The sequence below is a fragment of the Acidiphilium sp. C61 genome, assembly GCF_905116885.1.
GTDB lineage: Bacteria > Pseudomonadota > Alphaproteobacteria > Acetobacterales > Acetobacteraceae > Acidiphilium.
Genome location: NZ_CAJHNI010000005.1, coordinates 1,735,948 through 1,755,915 on the forward strand (window position 1 = coordinate 1,735,948; position 19,968 = coordinate 1,755,915).

Here is a 19,968-nt window from a genome sequence, read left to right on the forward strand (position 1 = left end):
ACAGGAGCAGAGACAATGTCCGACGACAAGAGCAGACAGAATGGCCGGCGCGCGCTGTTGCGCAAGGCGGCCGGAATTTCCGCCGGTATCGCCGTGGCCGGCATCGTCGCCACGCAGGCGGCGGAAGCGGCCGGCATGGCCAAGTCCGCGGTGAAATATCAGGATATGCCGAAGGATGGCCACCAGTGCGACGGCTGCGCGCTGTATGTCCCGGCATCGACCGCCGGCAAGGACGGGCGCTGCAAGGCGGTGGCCGGCGCGATCTCGCCCAAGGGCTGGTGCGAGCTGTGGAGCCCGAAGGCGTAATTTCGCGCCGAGCATGAGGTTTCGGCGGGGCGGCCCGGAATGGCCGCTCCGCGCACCCAAGGGCGCGAGGGGATGATCGCGCCGCATCGACACACAGGAGACGAATGTGAGAGTGACCAGGCGAGGCTTGACTGCATTTGTGCTTGCGGCCGGGCTGGCCGGTGGGACGGGGATCGCGCAGGCGAAGACCATGCGAATTTCCGCCCAGCTTCACCCGGTGGCCGGGACGATGTCCCACGCGACGGGCGCGATGCACGGCACGTTCAACACGGTGACCCGGCGGGTGACCTGGGACGTGACCTACAGCCACCTCAGCAGCAAGGTGATCATGGCGCATTTCCATGGGCCGATCACCAAGCCCGGGCAGAATGCGGGCGTGCAGGTGTGGCTGTCGAAGAAGCCGCCGCATCCGATGGCGGCCGGGCCGATCCGCGGCGCGGCGGTGCTGACGCCGGCGCAGGCGAAGGAGCTGATGGCCGGGCAGTGGTATGCCGTGGTCCATACCGTCAAGTTCAAGGCGGGCGAGCTGCGCGGCCGGGTTCACGCGGGTTAGAGCATTTTCCGATCAGATAGAATCATCTGATCGGATAAAGATGCCCTAATTATCAATATAATAGAGCACTTTCCGATCCGAAAGGATCGGAGCGGGTCTGCATCTGATCCGACATGCGACGGCCGGGCTTGCCTGCCCGGCCGGAGACGCGGTGCCGCACTCTTGCCTTTGGTCGCGTGGCGGCGCATGGGCGAAGGATGAACGAAAGCCATTTTCCCGCCCCGCCTGCCGCCGCAGCGCCGGCGCTGCGGCGGATGTTCGTGCGGGACATGGTGCTGGAAGCGCATATTGGCGTCCATGCCCATGAATTCGGCCGCACGCAGCGGGTGCGGATCAATCTCGATCTCGCGGTGCGCGAGGAGCATGATGGCCCTGCCGCGCAGATGTCGCGCGACGTTGCCGGCGCGCAGATGTCGCGCGGGGGCGTGGGGCGGGACGATCTCGCACGGGTGGTCGATTACGAGCGGATCGTGCTCGGCGCGCGGGCGGCGGTGGCGGCGGGGCATGTCCAGCTCGTCGAGACGCTCGCGGAACGGCTGGCCGAGCTGTGCCTCGCGGATGCGCGGGTCGTGCTGGTGCGGGTGCGGGTCGAGAAGCTCGACGTGTTCGCCGATATGGATTCGGTCGGCGTCGAGATCGAGCGGCGGAATTCCTGATCGGGGGCAGGGCATCATCCGATCAGTTGATCCCGTCTGATCGGAACGTGCTCTAGAGCACTTTCCGATCCGATTGGATCGGATGTAGTGCTCTATCTTGTTGATAAATAGAGCATATTTATCCGATCAGATGATTTCATCTGATCGGATGATGCTCTAGACCAGCAGCATCGCCAGGGTGCAGGCGCCCATGAGTGCTGCGGTGAGCCAGCCCATGACGCGCAGCCAGCGCGGCAGGATGTGGCCGTCCATCACCGCGGGGCGGCTGGCGAGGGCGACCATCGCCGCGATGATCGGCACCGCGGCGATGCCGTTGATCACCGCCGCCCAGAACAGCGCGCGGATCGGCGGGAGCGGCGAGAAGACGATGCCGACGCCGGCAAGCGTCGCTACGGCCAGCACGCCGTAGAAGGCGCGGGCCTCCAGCGCGCGGCGGGAGAGGCCGACCGTCCAGTGCAGCGCCTCGCCGATCGCATAGGCGGTGCTGCCGGCGAGGACGGGGATGGCGAGCAGGCCGGTGCCGAAAATGCCGAGGGCGAAGACGAGCCGCGCGAAGCTGCCTGCGATGGGGGCAAGCGCGCTCGCCGCATCCGCCGCCGAGGCGATGTCGGTGATGCCGTGGACATGCAGGGTCGCCGCCGTGCCGATGATGATCGAGAGCGAGACGGCGTTCGAATAGGTCATGCCGGCCCAGGTGTCGACGCGGATGCGGGCGAGTTCGCCGGCCACCGCCGCGCCGTCGGCGGGGATGCGCCCGGCATCCTCGGCTTCCTCGGCGGCCTGCCAGAAGAAGAGATAGGGGCTGATCGTGGTGCCGAAGACCGCGATCAGCGCGAGCAGGGCCGGGCGGTCCAGCGTGAGGCGGGGGATCAGCGCGCCGGCGAGGATCTCGCGCGCGGGCAGGCGCAGGACGAAGAGCAGCGCGACATAGGCGAGCAGTGCCGCGGTGAGGAATTTCAGCACGGTGACGTAGCGGCGGTAGGGGATGCGGATTTCGGCGATGACGCAGAATATCGCGATCGCCACCGTGTAGAGCCGCTCGGGGCCGCCGGCGAGCATGTGCGCGGTCTGCGCCATCGCGCCGAGATCGGCGCCGAGATTGAACACATTGGCGATGGCGAGCAGCAGGATCAGGGAGAGGGCGAGCGGGCGGGGCAGATGGGCTTCCATCGCCGCGCCGAGGCCGCGGCCGGTGATGCGGCCGATCCGCGCGCTGATCTCCTGCACCGCGACCATGAAGGGCAGGGCGAGCACCACTGACCAGCCCAGCGTGTAGCCGAATTGGGCGCCGACCTGGGAATAGGTGGCGATGCCGCTCGGATCGTCATCGGCGGCGCCGGTGATCAGACCGGGGCCGAGGCGGGCGAACAGGGCGCGGGGGACGCGCAGCCAGCGTGCCGGCCGGGCAGGAGTGCTGTTCATCGGCGGCACCTCGGGGTTCGGGAACGATAATCCCCAGTCTAGAGCACTTTCCGATCCTTCCGGATCGGATGTAGTGCTCTATCGTGTTGATAACTAGAGCATCTTTATCCGATCAGATGATTCCATCCGATCGGATGATGCTCTATAGCCCTGGTCTGCCGTCGGAAAACAGGGCCTTGTCCGATCAGGCGGGTTTACCCGATCGGACGAGGCTCCAGGTCGTCAACGAGATAGAGTACGTTCCGATCTGGAAGGATCGGAACGTGCGCGACGGGAAGCTGGGTCAGGCGGCGCGGGCGATCTCCATCTCCCCCCAGATCAGGCGCAGCGCGTCGATCAGCCGGTCGATATCCGCCTCGGTGTGCAGCGGCGAGGGGGTGAGGCGCAGGCGCTCGGTGCCGCGGGGCACGGTGGGATAGTTGATCGGCTGGACGTAGATGCCGAAGCGGTCGAGCAGGGTGTCGCTGATCTGCTTGCAGAGTGAGGCGTCGCCGACCATCACCGGCACGATGTGGCTCGGGTTGGGCAGATGCGGCACGCCGATCGCGTCGAGCTTGCGGCGCAGGGTGGCGACGCGGGCGTGCATCGCGATGCGCTCGGCGTCGCTGGTCTTGAGGTGGCGGATGCTGGCCAGCGCGCCGGCGGCGACGGTGGGCGGCAGGGCGGTGGTGAAGATGAAGCCCGAGGCGTAGCTGCGCACGAAGTCGCACATCGCGGCGCTGCCGGTGATGTAGCCGCCGATGACGCCGAAGCCCTTGGCCAGCGTGCCCTCGATCAGGGTGAGGCGATGGGCGAGACCCTCGCGCTCGGAAATGCCGCCGCCGCGCGGGCCGTAGAGGCCGACGGCGTGCACCTCGTCGAGATAGGTCATGGCGTTGTAGCGGTCGGCGACGTCGCAGATATCGGCGATCGGGGCGATGTCCCCATCCATCGAGTAGACGCTCTCGAAGGCGACGAGCTTGGGCCGCGCCGGGTCGAGTGCGGCGAGGTGGCGGGCGAGGTCGGCCGGGTCGTTGTGGCGGAAGACGATGCATTCGGCCCGGCTGTGGCGGATGCCCTCGATCATCGAGGCGTGGTTCGAGGCATCCGACAGCACGGCGCAGTTCGGCAGCTTGTGCGCGAGGGTGCAGAGCGAGGCCCAGTTGGACATGTAACCCGAATTGAACAGCAGCGCCGCTTCCTTGCCGTGCAGGTCGGCCAGCTCGGCTTCGAGCAGCACGTGATAGTGGTTGGTGCCGGCGATGTTGCGGGTGCCGCCGGCGCCGGCGCCGCAGCGGTCGAGCGCCTGGTGCATCGCGCTGAGCACGGCCGTGTGCTGGCCCATGCCGAGATAGTCGTTCGAGCACCAGACGGTGACCGGGCGGCCGCCATCGTCGCCGTGCTGGGTGGCGCGGGGGAAGTTGCCGGCATGGCGCTCGATGTCGGCGAAGACGCGGTAGCGCCCCTCGCTGCGGAGCTGGTCGAGCTGGGAGCGGAAGAAATGTTCGTAGTCCATGGCGCGTATCCTCCCTTTCTTGGTGTTGGTGCCGCGCGGTGACGGATCAGGTGGCGAGGTGCAGTTCGCAGCCGGCGAAGGCGGCGGCGAGCCCGGTTTCATCGAGATCGCGGCCGATGGCGACGACCCGCGGGGCCTCCCCCTCGGCGGCGGCGAAGGCGGCCATGCTGGCGTGGTGACCGGCGACGTCGAACTGGATCCAGCCGCGGCCGACGCGGGCGAGGCCCTTGAGCCGGGCGACCGGGCCGAAGGTGCCGCGCGCCGCCGCCTCGATCACCCGGCCGATCGCCTCGGCATCGCAGAGCGGGCCGAGCGTGCCGTGCCATGAGACGAAGCCGGCGGCGGCACCGTGGTCGTGATCGTGGTGTTCATGGTCGTGGTCGTGGTCGTGGTCGTCGTGATCGTGATGGCCGTGAGCGGCGTCGTGGTGGTGCGCATGATTGGGCGCGTGGTCGTGGTGGTCATGCGCGTGGTGATCGTGATCGTGGTCGTGGTGATCGTGCGCGTGCGGGTGCGGGGTTGTGGCCTCCGGCGCGGGGCGGGGGGTCAGCGCATCCGGCGGCACCGCGCCGTAGCAGGCGGTGACCAGCCTGGTCTCCGGGCTCAGCCGGTGCAGCGTCGCCTCGACGAGCAGGCGCTCGGTCGGGCTGACGAGATCGGTCTTGTTGATCACCACCAGCGAGGCGAGCCGGGCCTGGACGGTGAGGTGCGCCTGCATCTCGGCGAAATCGGCGAGGAAGGCGCCGGCATCGATCAGGGTGATCACCCGCAGGTCGCGCACGAAGCCGGCGATGGTCGGGCGCTGGATGACGCCGATCAGCGAGGCGAGATCGGCCACGCCCGAGGGCTCGATCAGCACGCGGTCGGGCGCGAAGCGGGCGACCACCTCCTCGAGCTGGGTGGCGAGATCGTCGCGCAGCGAGCAGCAGATGCAGCCGTTCGGCAGCTCCACCACATCCGCCCCCTGGCCGCGCAGCAGCGAGCCGTCGATCCCGACCGTGGCGAAATCGTTGACGAGGACGACGGTCTTTTCGCGGGTGGCGGCCGGCTGCTCGGCCAGCATGGCGAGGCGGCGGCGCATGAAGGTGGTCTTGCCGGCGCCGAGGAAGCCGGCGACGATCTCGACCGCGAAGGGCCGCGCCGGGGCGCGCGAGCGCAGGCTCCATTTCCACAGCCGCGCCGCCGGCAGCGGCAGCACGAGGAACCAGTGCTCGAGGATGGCGAGCGCCATCATCGTGCCGAGGAACATGTCGCCGACGCGGGCGAAGGCGGTGGGGGCGGCGGTGGCGCGCTGGAACATCAGCACGGCGATCACCGTCGAGATCGTGATGGAGAAGGGGAAGAGCAGGTTCATCGGCCGCTTGCGCAGGAAGCTCTTCAGGAAGGTCAGGTGCTCGGGGAGGAATTCCTCGTTGAGGTTGCGCACGCCGAGAAAGACGTTGAGCTTGGCGCTCTGGTGCATCCACCACAGCACCATGAAGGTCCAGGTGCCGATCTGGTTCGGCTGGCCCCAGGTGAGGGCGACGACGAGGCCGGCGGTGGCGATGATCGCCAGCTCGTGCCACAGGCTGGTCTGCACCGCGTGGCCGAAATGCCGCCAGCCGGCGCAATTCTCCGGGCAGGGCGCGCGGCGCGGCCCGGTGACGTAGCCCATGTAGAAGCTGATCTCCTGCCAGCCCCAGGCGAACAGGCCGTAGAAGAAGGCGAGATAGGCGGCGCCGACGGTGGTTCGCCCGGCGGTGTCTTGCAGGCCCCACAGACAGGCGAGCAGCACCGCGCTGGCGCCGAGCATGCTCCATTTGAAGGTGCGGCGGGGCAGGCCGTCGAGATAGATGATCGCGCCGGTGCTGAACCACCAGACGAACAGGGCGAAGGCGGCGGGGATGACATACTGGTGCATGGCGCGGCTCCTACCAGACCGGCTGCATGCGGATGTCCGCCGGCAGGGCGTTGGGCTTCGGGCGCATCAGGTAGAGCCGGCCGAAGGCGAGGGCGGCGCGGGCGGCGTTCGCGCCGCGGCGCAGCCGGGCGAGCGGGCCGGGCACCTCGCGCAGGGCGAGATTGGCGACGTCGAGCCGGCGCAGGGTTTCGAGCCCGGCGAGGAAGGCCGGGTTCTCGATGTCGAGCGTCAGCGGGAAGACCTGCCGGCAGATCGCGGAAGTGATGCGGAAGACCTGCATGTCGTAGTCGGTGGGATCGAGCCCGAGGGCAGCGTGGAAGCGGGGGCGGGCATGGTCGCGGATGTACATCGTGGCGAAGACCGCGAGCTGGAAGAAGCGCACCCAGAGCCGGTTGGCGCCGGTGAGCATGCCGGGATTGGCGCGCATCAGCAGCGCGAAGGCCTCGCCGTGGCGGAACTCGTCGTTGCACCACTCGCGGAACCACTTGAAGATCGGGTGGATCCGCAGCTCGGGATGGCGTTCGAGCTGGCGGAAGATCGAGATGTAGCGGGCGTAGCCGATCTTCTCGGAGAGATAGGTGGCGTAGAAGATGAATTTCGGGCGGAAGAAATGGTATTTCTTCGCCTTCGTCAGGAAGCCGAGATCGACCTTCATGCCGATGTCGTGCAGGGCCTCGTTGATGAAGCCGGCGTGGCGCGCCTCGTCGCGGCTCATGTAGCCGAACAGGGCCTTGAGGTCGGGGTTGGCGATGCGCTTGCGGATTTCGGCATAGAGCACGCAGCCGGAGAATTCGGCGGTGACCGAGCTGATCAGGAAGTCGATGAATTCCTGATACAGCTCCGGTTCCATCCTCGAGAGATCGACGGCGAATTCGTCGGTCCGCACGAAATGGCCCTTGTTGGGATCGGCCTCGAACTCGGCCATCAGCCGGTCCCACTCGGCGCGCACCGGCTCGATCGAGAGTCGGTCGAGGGCGGGGAAATCGGTGGTGTAGAAGCGCGGGCTGAGCATGGTGCTCGACTGGGCGATGGCCGTTTGCGCGTCGGGTGCTGCGGTGGGCGCGGTTCTTGCGTTCATGGCTCAGGCTCCCGGTGCGGCGAGGGCGGCCTCGGCCTCGGCGCGCGGCATGAAGCCGACCTCGTAGAGTTCGGTGATCTCGAGGATCGAGCGGAACTCGACCCACCAGCGCTCGATCGGGCTGGCGCGCCGCAGGGTGGCGCGGCGCGCGCAGGTCAGGCGCGTGCCGAAGCCTATCGCGGTCGGCATGTCGTGGACGATCACGACATCGCCGGGGCGGATCTCGACATCCTCGGGAATGGCGTGGGCGTGAAGGCTTTCGGGCGTTTGCTCGATGTCGATCGAGCAGAGCAGCTCGATGTCGCGGATGCTTCCGATCATGATGGCTCTCCCGGTTTGAGGGTCTCCGCGTTGCGGAGCAGCGTCGCGAACTGTTTCGCGTTGGCGGGCCCGAAGGCACGCAGGTCGATCCGCTCGTGCGTGGCCGGATCGGCGACGACGAGGCGGTCGGGCCCGTAAAGGGCGAGCTGGAAGGGAAGGTCGCGGGTGATGCCGGCGCGGGCGCGGGCGGCGAAGAGGATCCGCATGGTCGCGCGCAGGAAAGTGTCGGCGGTGGGGGCGATGCGGGCGATGGGCTGCGCGGTCGTGGCGTTGCGGATCACCAGCGCGTCATCCGGCGCCTGGGTGAAGCGCAGCAGCACGGATTCGCGCGGCGGCGGGGCGGGGTGCGGCTGGCGCGTGAGGCGCGCGCCGGCGGCGAGCGCGATGGTGCCGGCGACCAGCAGGAAACAGCCGGCGAGCGCCCAGGCGGGGATGTGGATCCGGTCGTCATGCGCTTCGAGACCGTCATCGATCTGGGAATAGACGACCCTGCCATCGCGGGGCAGCGCGGCAACAGGTGCGGCGGCGCGGGGCAGGGTGGGGCGGGTCATGCCGGGCTGGCCTCGCCATGTGCGCCGGCCGGCTCGATCGCGGGCCGCGCGGCCGATGTTGCGATGGGTGTGGTGATGGGGCGCGGGGCGACGCCGTGCGCCGTCAGCGCATCGGCCAGGCAGGCGGCGACCGACTCGGCCTCGGGGATGGCGCGCAGCATCGGCATCGCCCGTGCCCCGCGCCCGGCGCGCACATGCGGCCAGAGCAGGAGATAGGACAGCCGCGCATCCGGGCGCGGGGTCAGCGGAATGTCGCCGGTGCCATCGGCGAAGCGGCGCAGGCCGGCGGCGTCGATCGCGGTGAAGGGCAGGTTGAGATGCTTGCGGATGGCGGCGCCGTGGGCGATCACCACGCGGCGGCTGGTGATGGTGTAGATCGTGCTGCGCGCGGTCAGGCCGGCGAAGGCGACCAGCAGCAGCAGCGGCACGGCGCCGAGGGCGACGCACCAGGCGGCGGCGGCGAGGCCGGCGGCGGTGGAGTGATCGGCGATCGCGCTACTGATCCCGCCCCAGGCCACCAGCAGGCCGACATAGACCAGCCACAGCCGGATGCGGAAGGCGGAGACCAGGAGGCGGCCGAAGCGCGGCGCGCCCTGCCAGAGCAGCGCCTCGCCGGCGGGCAGCGCGTGGGGCAGACCGCGCGGCGCGCTCACAGCAGCGGCTCGGCGCGCTGGGGCGTTGCGTAGAGATGGCCGGAGGCGAAATAGGCCATCAGCCGGTCTTCCTCGCGCGGGCTGATCTGGTCGGGATGGGCGAGGGCGGGGGCGGCGGCGAATTGCGCCGCGGTGACCGACTTGACCATGACCTTGACCGTCTGGCCCGGCGCGCCGCCGGTCACACGGGCGAGCATGATCGGCACCAGGACATGGCGGGCGGGATCGGCGGCGAGGCTCGCCTCGAGCCAGACGGCCATCTGGTCCGCCCGGTCGATCCAGATATCGACGACCGTGCCGGGGGACTGGCGGTCGCAGCAGATGACCGCGGCGCCGCGCGGATCGGGGTCTTCGCTCGCCACCCAGTGATCGGTCGCGACGCGCAGCGGGACGATCCGCGCCTCGCCCTCGGGCATCAGCTCGGGATCGGTGTCACGCTGGGTGAAGGCGGCCGGCCCGAGGCCGTCCTGCATCGGGTCGCCGAGCGGGATGATCGGCGCGCCGTCCCAGGGGGCGCTGGATTTCGCGTTCAGCACCTCGATCGGCTCGTTCCACGGCACCGAATGGGTCTTGCCGTTGGGCAGGAGGAAGGTTTTCGGCGCCGGCAGGGTGGGAAAGCCTTCCAGCCGCTCGCCCTTGTGCCCGGTGACCAGCGGGTAGCCCTCGCGCTTGCTCTCGCGCTGGAGATAGAACACGAGGCCCGCGAAGAAGATCCAGAACGCGTAGAGAACGACCTGGGCGACATCGATATAGGGGGTTATGGCGCCGGTTGGCATGACGGACCTCATTGTCAGGGGTGGTGGGGCAGGATGGCGGCAAGGCCGGAAGGCTGCCTGCTGGAGCGGCGGACCAGGGGTCCGATCGCGACGAGGGTGGCGAAGAGCAGCAGGATCTCGAGGTGATAGACGACGCCGTAGCCGGCGGCGGGGCCGGCGAGGGCGGTGCCGAGCGCGCCGGTGGCGGCGAGATGGGCGACGGTGTCGCGCAGCACGCCGGCCATCGCGATGGCGAGGCCGGCGGCGAGCGCCTGCACCGCGCCCCAGGCGCCGAGCGCGAGGCCGCTCATGTTGCCGACGACGCGGATCATCGCGTCCGACAGGGTGCCGGCGAGAAACAGCCCGCCGCCGAAGCCGATCAGCCCCACCCCGGCGGCGAACAGCGCCGGCGAGGCGAGCGGGGCGGAGCAGATCACCGCGCTGAAGGCGAGCAGGCCGGAGAGCACGCCGGCGGCGGCGATGCGGTAGGGGTCGCTGCCGCCGGCGAGGCGGCGGCTCGCGACCAGGAAGGCGAGCCCGGCGCCGCCGGCCAGCATCGCGGTGAGTGCCGTGGTCGCACCCACCGGCAGGTGCAGCACCTGGCCGCCATAGGGTTCGAGCAGGATGTCCTGCATCGAGAAGGCCAGCGTGCCGATGAAGATGGCGACGAGGCGGCGCAGCGCGTGCGGCTGGGCGCGGAAGCGCGACCAGGCGAGGGCGAGGGTTTCTGCCGGCCTGGCGGCGGCGTCATCCTCGGCCGCCTCGGCGGCGGGGCTGCGGCGGGGTTCCTGTTTCCACAGGGCGATGCCGTTGCAGACGAGGGTGAGCACGGCGGCCGACTGGATCACCTGGATCAGCCGGAACGCGCTGAACGGGGTGAGGGCGGCGCCATAGGCCAGCGCGCCGCCGATCATGCCGAGCAGCAGCATCGCGCAGAGCATGGCGACGACGCGCGGGCGGGCGTGTTCGGGGGCGAGATCGGTGGCGAGGGCGAGGCCGGCGGTCTGCGTCGTGTGCATCCCAGCACCGGTCATCAGGAAGGCGATGGCGGCGCCGAAGCGGCCGGCGACCGGGGCGGTGCCGCTGGCGAGCAGCAGCAGGGCGAAGGGCATGATCGCGAGGCCGCCGAACTGCATGATCGTGCCGAACCAGATATAGGGGACCCGCCGCCAGCCGAAGGCGGAGCGGTGGCGATCCGAGCGGAAGCCGATCAGCGCGCGGGCCGGGGCCAGCAGCAGCGGCAGGGCGATCATGCTGGAGACCAGGGCGGCGGCGACGCGCAGCTCGACGATCATCACCCGGTTGAGCGTGCCGATGAGCAAAGCGGCGGCGAGGCCGACGGTGAGCTGGAACAGCGACAGGCGCAGCAGGCGCGGCAGCGGCAGCTCGGGGGTGGCTGCATTGGCGAAGGGCAGCCAGCTCGCATCGAGCCGCATCCAGAACGGCGCCGTCCCGCCGGTGCGCCGGCGCTTCACCGCCGCAGCTCCAGCGCCTGGGAGATGTAGAACCCGGTGCTGATCCGCCGCGTGCGCCCCGCTTCGAGGCGGGCGAGTGCGGGGCTGAGGCCGATCGCGGCGCGCAGCGCGGCCTCGGGCTGCGGCACGATGCCGGGCGCGCGGTCGCCGCGCGGAAACCAGCTGCCGGCGAGGTGCATGATCGCCAGAAGTGCCGTGCGGGGGGCGAAGGTGAAGAGCAGCGAGCGGTCGGTGCGGGCGGCGAGCCGGCCGAGGGCGGCGATCACGTCCGCCCTTTCGTAGTGGATCAGGGAATCCATCGCGACGACATGGTCGAACCTGCCGAGTTCGGCGCCCAGCATGTCGCCGCTCACGAAGTCGATCCGGGCGGCGGCGGGGTCGGACGCGGCGCGCTCGCGGGCGAGGTCGACCAGTTGCGGCGAGAGATCGACCGCGACCACCTCGGCGCCGCGCCGCGCCGCCGCGAGGGCGAGCGCGCCGGTGCCGCAGCCGGCATCGAGCAGGCGAAGGCCGGAGAGATCGGCCGGCAGCATGTCGAGCAGGGTGGCGCGCATCGCGTCGCGCCCGGCGCGGACGGTGGCGCGCACGCCGCTGACCGGCGCGTCTGACGTCAGCCGCGCCCAGTTCGCCAGCGCGGTGCGGTCGAAATAGGTTTCGATCTCGCCGCGGCGGCGGTGGTAGCGGTCGGCGGTGGCGGCGTCCGGCGTCATCACTCGAATCCCAGCAGGTCGAAGATCTCGCGGTCGCGCAGCGGGACCGCGGCGAGCGGCTCGACGCCGGCCCAGAGCGAGGCGGCGAGATCGAGATAGGCGGTGCGCACGGCGTCGAGCTCCGGCACGTCCTCCATTTCGAAGACGACGGATTTCTTCAGCCGGCTGCGGCGGATGGCGTCGAGATCGGGGAACCGGGCGAGGGTGGAGAGGCCGGTGGCCTCGTTGTATTTCGCGAGCTGGTCGACCGCGGCGCTGCGGTTGGCGATGACGCCGCCGAGCCGCACGCCGTAGTTGCGCGCCTTCGCGCCGATCGCGGCGACGATGCGGTTCATCGCGAAGATGCTGTCGAAATCGTTCGCCGTGACGATCAGCGCGCGGTCGGCGTGTTGCAGCGGGGCGGCGAAACCGCCGCAGACGACATCGCCCAGCACGTCGAAGATGACGACGTCCGATTCCTCGAGGAGATGATGTTCCTTGAGCAGCTTCACCGTCTGCCCGACGACGTAGCCGCCGCAGCCGGTGCCGGCCGGCGGGCCGCCGGCCTCGACGCATTGCACGCCGGCGAAGCCCTCGTAGACGAAATCCTCGACGCGGAGTTCCTCGGGGTGGAAATCGACACCTTCCAGCGCGTCGATCACGGTGGGGACCAGGCGCTTGGTGAGGGTGAAGGTGGAATCGTGCTTGGGGTCGCAGCCGATCTGCAGCACGCGGCGGCCCTGCAGGGCGAAGGCGGCGGAGAGGTTGGAGGAGGTCGTGCTCTTGCCGATGCCGCCCTTGCCGTAGATGGCGAAGACCTTCGCCCCGTCGATCCGCAGCGCGGGATCGAGGGCGACCTGCACGCTGCCCTCGCCGTCGCCGTCGCCACAGCCGGTGGCGCAGCGCGCGGCGGCGGGAAACGCGCCGGCTTGGGGGCTGATGTCGTTCATGCGGCTTGCTCCATATCGAGACCTTCGAGACGGTCTTCCAGTTCGGCGCCGGCGCGGCGCAGCGCATCGAGCATCGCCTCGTCCGGGCTCCAGTAGTGGCGCTCGTGCGCTTCGAGCAGGCGGTTGGCGATGCGGACCGAGGCCACCGGGTTCAGTTCGGCGAGGCGGCGGCGCATTTCGGGGTCGAGCATGAAGACGCTGCCGATCTCGCGGTAGATCCAGGGATCCACCTGGCCGGTGGTCGCCGACCATCCCAGCGTGTTGGTCACCGCCGCCTCGAGATGGCGCACGCCCTCGGCGCCGTGGGCGAGCATCGCCTCGAAATATTTCGGGTTCAGCGTGCGGGTGCGGGTTTCGAGCGAGACCTGCTCGGACAGGCTGCGCACGGTGCCGGCGCCGGTGGTCTGGTCGCCGATATAGACCGCGGCGTCGCTGCCGCGGGCGGCGCGGACCGCCCGGCTGATGCCGCCGAGGCCATCGAAATAGTGATCGACCGTGGTGATGCCGAGATCGAGGGATTCGAGGTTCTGATAGGCGAGATCGACGGTCTTGAGCACGCCGCCGAGCACCGCGTCGCACCGCGTCGGTCGGCCATCGGTGCCGTAGGCGAAGCCCTTGCGGCGCAGGAAGGCATCGCCCAGCTCGTCCTCGGTCTGCCAGGTGCCGGACTCGACGAGCTGGTTCACGTTGGCGCCATAGGTGCCATCGGCATTGCTGAAGACGCGCAACGCCGCGGTCTCGATCGTGCCGCCATGGGCGGCGATATGGGCGCGGGCGTGCCTGGCGACGAAGTTTTGCGTCTCCGGCTCGTCCGCCTGGGCGGCGAGCAGCAGGGCTTCGGCCAGCAGCTTCGTTTGCAGCGGCAGCAGGTCGCGGAAAATGCCGGAGAGGGTGACGATCACGTCGATCCGCGGCCGGCCCAGCTCGGCGAGCGGCACCAGCTCGGCGCCGGCGAGGCGGCCATAGGAATCGCGGCGCGGCCGGGCGCCGACGAGGCAGAGCGCCTGGGCGATCGGGCCGCCCTCTGATTTCAGGTTGTCCGACCCCCAGAGCAGCATCGCCACGGTTTCGGGCAGCCGGCCGCAATCGGCCATGTGGCGGGCGAGCAGGCGGTCGGCCTGGCGGGCGCCGTCGTCCATCGCGAAGGCGCCGGGCATGCGGAACGGATCGAACCCGTAGATGTTCCGCCCGGTGGGCAGGATTTCGGGGTTGCGCAGCAGGTCGCCACCCGGCGCGGGGCGGATATAGCCGCCATCGAGCGCGTGGATGATGGCGGGAAGCTCGCTGTCGGCCGCGAGCAGTGCGTCGGTCTCGGCGCGGCGGGCGGGATCGGTGATCCCGGCGGCATCGAGCAGTTCGGCGCGCTGGCTGGCGCCGGGCGGCTGGCCGACGACGTGCAGGCCGACCGGGATCAGCGCGTATTCGACATCGAGCAGCGAGGCGTGCAGCCGGGCGATGGCGGCATCGGCGTCGGCCCAGGAGAGATCGGCGGGATCGGTGGGGGCGAGATCGAGCCGCGCCGCCTCGGCCTGGATCAGGGCGGCGAGGCCCTGCCGCTCTTCGGCCCCGGCCTCGGGCGGCAGGGCGCGCCAGCGGAAGACCGAGGCCTTCAGATCGGCGAGGCCGCGATAGAGCCCGGCCTCGGTGACCGGTGGGGTGAGGTGGCTGATCAGCGTCGCGTTGGCGCGGCGTTTCGCGAGCATGCCCTCGGAGGGGTTGTTCGCCGCGTAGAGGCAGAAATTCGGCATCTCGGCGATCAGCCGATCCGGCCAGCAGGCGGCGGACAGGCCGGCATGCTTGCCGGGCATGAATTCCAGCGCGCCGTGGGTGCCGAAATGGAGCAGCGCGTGGGCGCCGAAATCCTGCCGCAGCCAGCGGTAGAAGGCGCTGAAGGCGTGGGTCGGCGCGAAGCCGCCCTCGAAGAGCAGGCGCATCGGGTCGCCTTCATGGCCGAAGACCGGCTGGACGCCGATGAAGACGTTGCCGAAGCGGGCGCCGAGGACGAACAGCGAGGCGCCGTCGGTATCGTGGCGGCCGGGAGCCGGGCCCCAGACCGCCTCGATCGCGGCGAGATGGGGTTCGGCGCGGAGATGCGCATCGCGCGGGATTTTCGCCGCGACATTGGCGGCCGCGCCATGGTCCTGCGCGTTGCCGACACAGACGGCGTGGCGCAGTGCTGCGACATCGGCCGGCAGGTCGACCGTGTAGCCGGCGGCGCGCAGGGCGGCGAGGGTGTTGAACAGGGATTCGAAGACGGAGAGATAGGCGGCGGTGCCGGTGGCGCCGGAATTGGGCGGGAAGTTGAAGATGACGATGCCGATGCGCCGCTCGGCGCGGGCGGTGCGGCGCAGCTCGACCAGGCGGGCGACGCGGGCGGCGAGCATGGCGGTGCGCTCGGGATGGGCCGACATCCGGCGCACGCCATCCCCGCCGTCATCCTGGCCCTCGGCGCGGCCGCCATAGGTCATCGGCATGATGCCGCCATCGAGTTCGGGGAGGGCGATCATCATCGTCGCCTCGATCGGCGTCAGGCCGCGCGGGTCGGCCTCCCAGGCGGCGATGCTCTGGAATTCGAGGGCGTGGGCGGAGATGTAGGGCAGGTCGAGCCCGGCGAGGACGGCCTCCGCCGATTTCGAATCGTTGTAGGCCGGGCCGCCGACCAGGGAAAACCCGGTGAGCGAGACCAGTGCGTCGATCACCGGCGCGCCGTCCGGCGCGAGATAGCGCGCGATGGCGGGACGGGCGTCGAGCCCGGCGGCGAAGACCGGCAGGGTGCGGAAGCCGGCGGCCTCGAACGCCGCGATCACCCCGTCATACTGGCCGACATCGCCGGACAGGACGAGGCTGCGCAGCAGGATCAGCCCGATCGTGCCGCGGCTGCCGGCGATACGGGGGAGGGACGCTTCGTCGGTCGCGATGCGGCCGGGAAGGCGCGGATGGTAGAGCCCGGTTTCGGGATAGTCGCGCGGCGGGGCGATGGCGGCCTGGCTGCGCAGGGCGGCGCGGGGGCCGGCGGCATAGCGCGCGACCAGCAGGCGGAGCAGGCCCTCGATATTGTCGGCCGAGCCGGCGAGCCAGTAGGACATGCCGAGGAAGAAATTGCGCAGGTCCTGCGCCGTGCCGGGGATGAGCCGCAGCAGGCGCGGCAGCCGGCGGAGCATGCGCAGCTGGGATTCGGCCGCCGAGACCTCCTTGCCGCCGCGCTTGCGCAGCGAGCGGAGGAATTCCAGCGCCGGGTTCTTCTGCCGGCTCATGTCCAGCCGGCCGAGCCTGGTCAGGTTCACGATCTCGGCGGCGGAGAGGATGCAGAGCATGGCATCGCAATTCATCCGCCGCGCCTCGAGATGCGGGCGGACGAGGCGGATGTGATCGTCGAGGAAGAGCATGGTCGCGATCACGATGTCCGCCGTCTCGATCGCGCGCACGCAGGCGGCGAGGCACGCGGGGTCGGCGGCGAAGCGCTCGGCGGTGTGCAGCTCGACGACCAGGCCGGGATGGTCGGCGGCGAGGGCGGCGCGCGCGGCGGCGATGACCCCGCTCAGATGGGAGTCCATCGTCACGATGGCGATGCGCAGGGGCGTCGCGTCAGGCTGAGAAATGGGCCTTGGCGTCATAGATCGTCTCGATGGTGATAGGGTTCAGGCCGCGTTCGCGGGCGAAAATCTCGGTGTTCCGCCGCGCCTTGCCGCGGACGAAGAAGGGGATCTTGCGCAGCTCGGCTTCGGCATCGTCGCGCCAGACCGGCGCGCTTGCTTCGTCGCGCCAGACCGGCGCGCTGGCATCGTCGCGCCCGACGGGCGCGCTGGCCAGTGTGTCGGCCAAGGCGCCGGCGGTTGCGCCGGCAGGGGCGGGCGCGGCCGATGCGGGTTCCGGCGGCGTGGTGGCGTGCGGGCCGAGATGGGAGGGGGCGGCGGTGTCGTTGAATTCGAAATCGTCGCGGAACATGCCGAGGAGATGTTCCTCGAGCCCCATCATCAGCGGGTGGATCAGGGTGTCGAACAGCACGTTCGCGCCCTCGAACCCGGCGAAGGGCGAGTGGCGGGCGGGGAAATCCTGGACATGCGCCGGGGCCGAGATCACCGCGCAGGGAATGCCGAGGCGCTTGGCGATGTGGCGTTCCATCTGGGTGCCGAGGACCAGCTCGGGCTGCGCCGCGGCGATGGCGGCCTCGACGGCGAGATAATCGTCGCTGATCAGCGCCTCGATCCCGTAGGACTGGGCGGCGGCGCGGACGGGGGCGGCGAATTCGCGGCTATAGGTGCCGAGACCGACCAGGGAGAAGCCGATCTCGGCGGTGGCGACGCGCGCGAGAGCGATCGCGTGGGTGGCGTCGCCGAAGATGAAGACGCGCTTGCCGGTGAGATAGGTGGAATCGACCGAGCGCGAATACCAGCCGAGCCGGCTCTCCTCGGCGAGGCCGGGCGGTGGGGTGATCTGCGCGAGACCGGCGATCTCGGCGACGAAATCGCGCGTGGCACCGAGGCCGATCGGCACGGTGGAGATCGTTTTCTGGCCGAAGCGGCGGGCGAGATAGCCAGCGGCGGTGCCGGCGGTCTCGGGGTAGAGCACGAGATTGGCGTGGGCCGCCGGCAGGCGGGCGAGATCGGCGAAGCTGGCGCCGAGCGGGGCGATGACGTTGACGGCGATGCCGAGCCGCGCGAGCAGGGCGGCGATGTCGCGCACATCGTCGCGATGGCGGAAGCCGAGTGCTGTGGGGCCGAGGATGTTGACGCAGAATGGCTGCGCCGCGCGGTCGGGCGGGGCCTGGCCGGCGGTCGCGGTGCGGACGAGCTGGTAGAAGGTTTCGGCCGCGCCCCAGTTTTCCTTGCGCTGGTAGGCCGGCAGCTCGACCGGGATGACCGGGATCGGCAGGCCGAGCCCGGCGGCGAGGCCGCCCGGGTCGTCCTGGATCAGCTCGGCGGTGCAGGAGGCGCCGACGATCATCGCCTCGGGGCGGAAGCGGTCATAGGCGTCGCGCACCGCGGTGCGGAACAGCTCGGCGGTGTCGCCGCCGAGATCGCGGGCCTGGAAGGTGGTGTAGGAGACGGGCGGGCGGCGGTCGCGCCGCTCGATCATGGTGAAGAGCAGGTCGGCATAGGTGTCGCCCTGGGGGGCGTGCAGGACGTAGTGCACGCCGTGCATCGCGGTGGCGATGCGCATGGCGCCGATATGCGGCGGTCCTTCATAGCTCCAGAGCGTGAGCTGCATCGGTTCAGACCTCCAGCAGCGCGCGGCGCGCGAGGGGACGGGCGAACAGGGCGGCGAGATCGGCGGCCTGTTCGAAGCCCTGGATCGGGCTGAACACCAGCTCGATCGACCATTTGGTGGCGAAGCCCTCGGCTTCGAGCGGATTGGCGAGGCCGAGACCGCAGACCACGAGATCGGGGCGGGCGGCGCGGCAGCGGTCGAGCTGGCGCTCGACGTCCTGGCCCTCGGCGAGCTGGGCGTCGGCGGGGAGCAAGGCGAGATCCGGCGCCATCAGCCTTCGGTTGAGGAAGGGTGTGCCGACCTCGGTGAGGATCATGCCGCATTCGCGGGCGAGGAAGCGGGCAAGCGGGATTTCGAGCTGGGAATCGGGGAAGAGGAACACGCGGCGGCCGGCGAGGCGGGCGCGCGGCGCGGCGAGGGCGGCGGTGGCGCGGCGGACGGGCAGCGACAGCACGCCATCGACATGGGCGGGATCGATGCCGAAGGCGGCGGCGATGCTCTCGAACCAGAGCCGCGTGCCCTCGGCGCCGAGCGGGCAGGGGGCGGCGATCTGCACCGCGCCGCGCCGCTCCAGCGCGGTGGCGGTTTCGCCGAGGAAGGGCTGGGCCAGCACGTAGCGCGTGAAGGGGCCGACCGGCGGCATCGCGTCGGCGCGGCGGGCGGGCAGGAAATCGACCGTGGCGATGCCGAGGGCAGCGAAGAGGCGGCGGAACTGGTCTTCCACCACATCGGCGAGGGCGCCGACCACCAGCAGGCGCGTGGCCGGGCCGGGCGCGGGTGCGAGGGTGGGGACGAGGGCGGACAGGCAGGCATCCTCGCCCTCGGTGAAGGTGGTGCCGATGCCGCTGCCGGAATAGGCAAGCACGCGCGGGCTGCGGCCGAAGCGCTCCTCCAGCCGGGCGGCGGCGCGGCCGAGATCGAGCCGGATCACCTCGGAGGGGCAGGAGCCGACCAGGAACAGCAGCCGGATATCGGGGCGGCGGGCGATCAGGCGGGTGGCGACGCGGTCGAGCTCATCGTCGAGATCGGCGCGGCCGGCGAGGTCGCGCTCCTCGATGATCGCGGTGGCGAAGCGGGGTTCGGCGAAGATCATCACCCCTGCCGCCGACTGGAGCAGATGCGCGCAGGTGCGCGAGCCGACGACGAGGAAGAACGCATCCTGGATGCGGCGGTGCAGCCAGACGATCCCCGTCAGTCCGCAGAACACCTCGCGCTGGCCGCGCTCGGCAATGATTGCGGGCGGGGCGGCCGGCGATGTGGTGCAGGCGCTCATCAGCTGGGGATCGCGGCGCGGGGGGCGGCTTCGAGCCGGGCGGCGCGCAGCTTCATCAGGAACTGGGTGGCGTTGACCAGGTAGGTGCCATAGGCCGCGAGCGCGATCAGCATCTGCGTGTGCGCGGGTGCGGCGCCGGTGACCAGCACCGCGACGTAGGTGACGTGCAGCCCGATCACGAGGACGCTGAACACGTCTTCCCAAAAGAAGGCCGGCGCGAAGAGATACTGGCCGAAGACCGCGTTTTCCCAGATCGCGCCGGTGACCATGATGGTGAACAGGATCGCGGTCTTGGCGAGGATGGAGGCGGTGGCCACAGCCAGGCCCTCGCCGGTGGCGAGATAGCGCAGCACGAGGCAGACGCTGATCAGGAACACCGCGAACTGGACCGGGGCGAGGATGGCCTGCACCGTGGTCCAGGGTGTCGTGTCCCGCCGCCGCCGTTCCTCGACACTATAGAGATAGGGTGCGCGCCGCGTGCCGCGCCGGGGCGCGGGATGGGCCTGCGCGGAGATGCCGTAGGCGTGGCCTTGCCAGGGGCAGCAATTCACGGGGGCGACGAGCCGGTCGATGATGCGTGTAAAGTCCACTTGACATGCCCTCTCGAGAAGCGTTCGATCGACAGATAAAAAAAGCCGGCAGGCAATCGGCCCGCTATCGTGCGGGTTTTGCCCAGCCAGCCC

At 70.3% G+C, this 19,968-nt stretch carries 18 protein-coding genes; 3 read left to right on the top strand and 15 right to left on the bottom strand.

What is annotated here, in order from left to right; genetic code table 11:
- Positions 1-15: 15 nt before the first annotated feature.
- From HUW10_RS10945 to HUW10_RS10955, 3 genes are all read left to right on the top strand, one after another.
- Positions 16-306 (top strand): high-potential iron-sulfur protein, encoded by a 291-nt coding sequence (locus tag HUW10_RS10945; RefSeq protein WP_174503531.1) that lies wholly within the window; start codon positions 16-18, stop codon positions 304-306.
- A gap of 127 nt (positions 307-433) precedes the next feature.
- Positions 434-859, top strand: coding sequence for a CHRD domain-containing protein (locus HUW10_RS10950; protein ID WP_236656344.1), 426 nt, complete (start codon positions 434-436; stop codon positions 857-859).
- Positions 860-1,056: 197 nt separating this feature from the next.
- The gene (locus HUW10_RS10955; RefSeq protein WP_174503533.1) at positions 1,057-1,515 is read left to right on the top strand and encodes a dihydroneopterin aldolase; all 459 of its coding nucleotides are present in this window, start codon (positions 1,057-1,059) and stop codon (positions 1,513-1,515) included.
- 156 nt (positions 1,516-1,671) lie between these two features.
- Here the strand turns inward: HUW10_RS10955 and HUW10_RS10960 are convergent, their stop codons facing one another.
- From HUW10_RS10960 to bchF, 15 genes are all read right to left on the bottom strand, one after another.
- A complete protein-coding gene (locus HUW10_RS10960; RefSeq protein ID WP_174503534.1) occupies positions 1,672-2,937 on the bottom strand; it encodes an NRAMP family divalent metal transporter in 1,266 nt (421 codons plus the stop codon).
- A gap of 283 nt (positions 2,938-3,220) precedes the next feature.
- Positions 3,221-4,432 carry a 5-aminolevulinate synthase gene (gene hemA, locus HUW10_RS10965; protein WP_174503535.1) on the bottom strand — a complete coding sequence of 404 codons (1,212 nt, stop codon included), beginning with the start codon at positions 4,430-4,432 and terminating at the stop codon, positions 3,221-3,223.
- Positions 4,433-4,478: 46 nt separating this feature from the next.
- Positions 4,479-6,332 (bottom strand): putative photosynthetic complex assembly protein PuhE, encoded by a 1,854-nt coding sequence (gene puhE, locus HUW10_RS10970; protein ID WP_174503536.1) that lies wholly within the window; start codon positions 6,330-6,332, stop codon positions 4,479-4,481.
- 10 nt (positions 6,333-6,342) lie between these two features.
- On the bottom strand, positions 6,343-7,410 hold the full coding sequence (gene acsF, locus HUW10_RS10975) for a magnesium-protoporphyrin IX monomethyl ester (oxidative) cyclase (protein WP_174503537.1): 1,068 nt from the start codon (positions 7,408-7,410) through the stop codon (positions 6,343-6,345).
- Between the two features lie 3 nt (positions 7,411-7,413).
- A complete protein-coding gene (locus HUW10_RS10980) occupies positions 7,414-7,731 on the bottom strand; it encodes a hypothetical protein (RefSeq protein ID WP_174503538.1) in 318 nt (105 codons plus the stop codon).
- Positions 7,728-8,282 carry a photosynthetic complex assembly protein PuhC gene (gene puhC, locus HUW10_RS10985; protein ID WP_174503539.1) on the bottom strand — a complete coding sequence of 185 codons (555 nt, stop codon included), beginning with the start codon at positions 8,280-8,282 and terminating at the stop codon, positions 7,728-7,730. Before puhC ends, HUW10_RS10980 begins: the two co-directional genes overlap by 4 nt.
- Positions 8,279-8,935 carry a photosynthetic complex putative assembly protein PuhB gene (puhB, locus tag HUW10_RS10990; protein WP_174503540.1) on the bottom strand — a complete coding sequence of 219 codons (657 nt, stop codon included), beginning with the start codon at positions 8,933-8,935 and terminating at the stop codon, positions 8,279-8,281. The genes puhC and puhB overlap by 4 nt, the downstream gene beginning before the upstream one ends.
- Positions 8,932-9,711 (bottom strand): photosynthetic reaction center subunit H, encoded by a 780-nt coding sequence (puhA, locus tag HUW10_RS10995; protein ID WP_174503541.1) that lies wholly within the window; start codon positions 9,709-9,711, stop codon positions 8,932-8,934. Before puhA ends, puhB begins: the two co-directional genes overlap by 4 nt.
- Before the next feature lie 14 nt (positions 9,712-9,725).
- Positions 9,726-11,165, bottom strand: a complete 1,440-nt coding sequence (locus tag HUW10_RS11000) for a BCD family MFS transporter (protein WP_201712609.1) — start codon at positions 11,163-11,165, stop codon at positions 9,726-9,728.
- Positions 11,162-11,875, bottom strand: a complete 714-nt coding sequence (bchM, locus tag HUW10_RS11005; RefSeq protein ID WP_174503542.1) for a magnesium protoporphyrin IX methyltransferase — start codon at positions 11,873-11,875, stop codon at positions 11,162-11,164. Before bchM ends, HUW10_RS11000 begins: the two co-directional genes overlap by 4 nt.
- Entirely contained in the window at positions 11,875-12,804 is a 930-nt protein-coding gene (gene bchL / locus HUW10_RS11010; protein ID WP_174503543.1) for a ferredoxin:protochlorophyllide reductase (ATP-dependent) iron-sulfur ATP-binding protein, read from the bottom strand. Before bchL ends, bchM begins: the two co-directional genes overlap by 1 nt.
- The gene (locus tag HUW10_RS11015) at positions 12,801-16,418 is read right to left on the bottom strand and encodes a cobaltochelatase subunit CobN (RefSeq protein WP_174503544.1); all 3,618 of its coding nucleotides are present in this window, start codon (positions 16,416-16,418) and stop codon (positions 12,801-12,803) included. The genes bchL and HUW10_RS11015 overlap by 4 nt, the downstream gene beginning before the upstream one ends.
- On the bottom strand, positions 16,390-18,012 hold the full coding sequence (bchB, locus tag HUW10_RS11020) for a ferredoxin:protochlorophyllide reductase (ATP-dependent) subunit B (protein WP_174503545.1): 1,623 nt from the start codon (positions 18,010-18,012) through the stop codon (positions 16,390-16,392). Before bchB ends, HUW10_RS11015 begins: the two co-directional genes overlap by 29 nt.
- A 4-nt stretch (positions 18,013-18,016) precedes the next feature.
- On the bottom strand, positions 18,017-19,285 hold the full coding sequence (locus tag HUW10_RS11025) for a ferredoxin:protochlorophyllide reductase (ATP-dependent) subunit N (RefSeq protein ID WP_174503546.1): 1,269 nt from the start codon (positions 19,283-19,285) through the stop codon (positions 18,017-18,019).
- A complete protein-coding gene (gene bchF, locus HUW10_RS11030; RefSeq protein ID WP_174503547.1) occupies positions 19,285-19,875 on the bottom strand; it encodes a 2-vinyl bacteriochlorophyllide hydratase in 591 nt (196 codons plus the stop codon). The genes HUW10_RS11025 and bchF overlap by 1 nt, the downstream gene beginning before the upstream one ends.
- Positions 19,876-19,968: the final 93 nt, after the last annotated feature.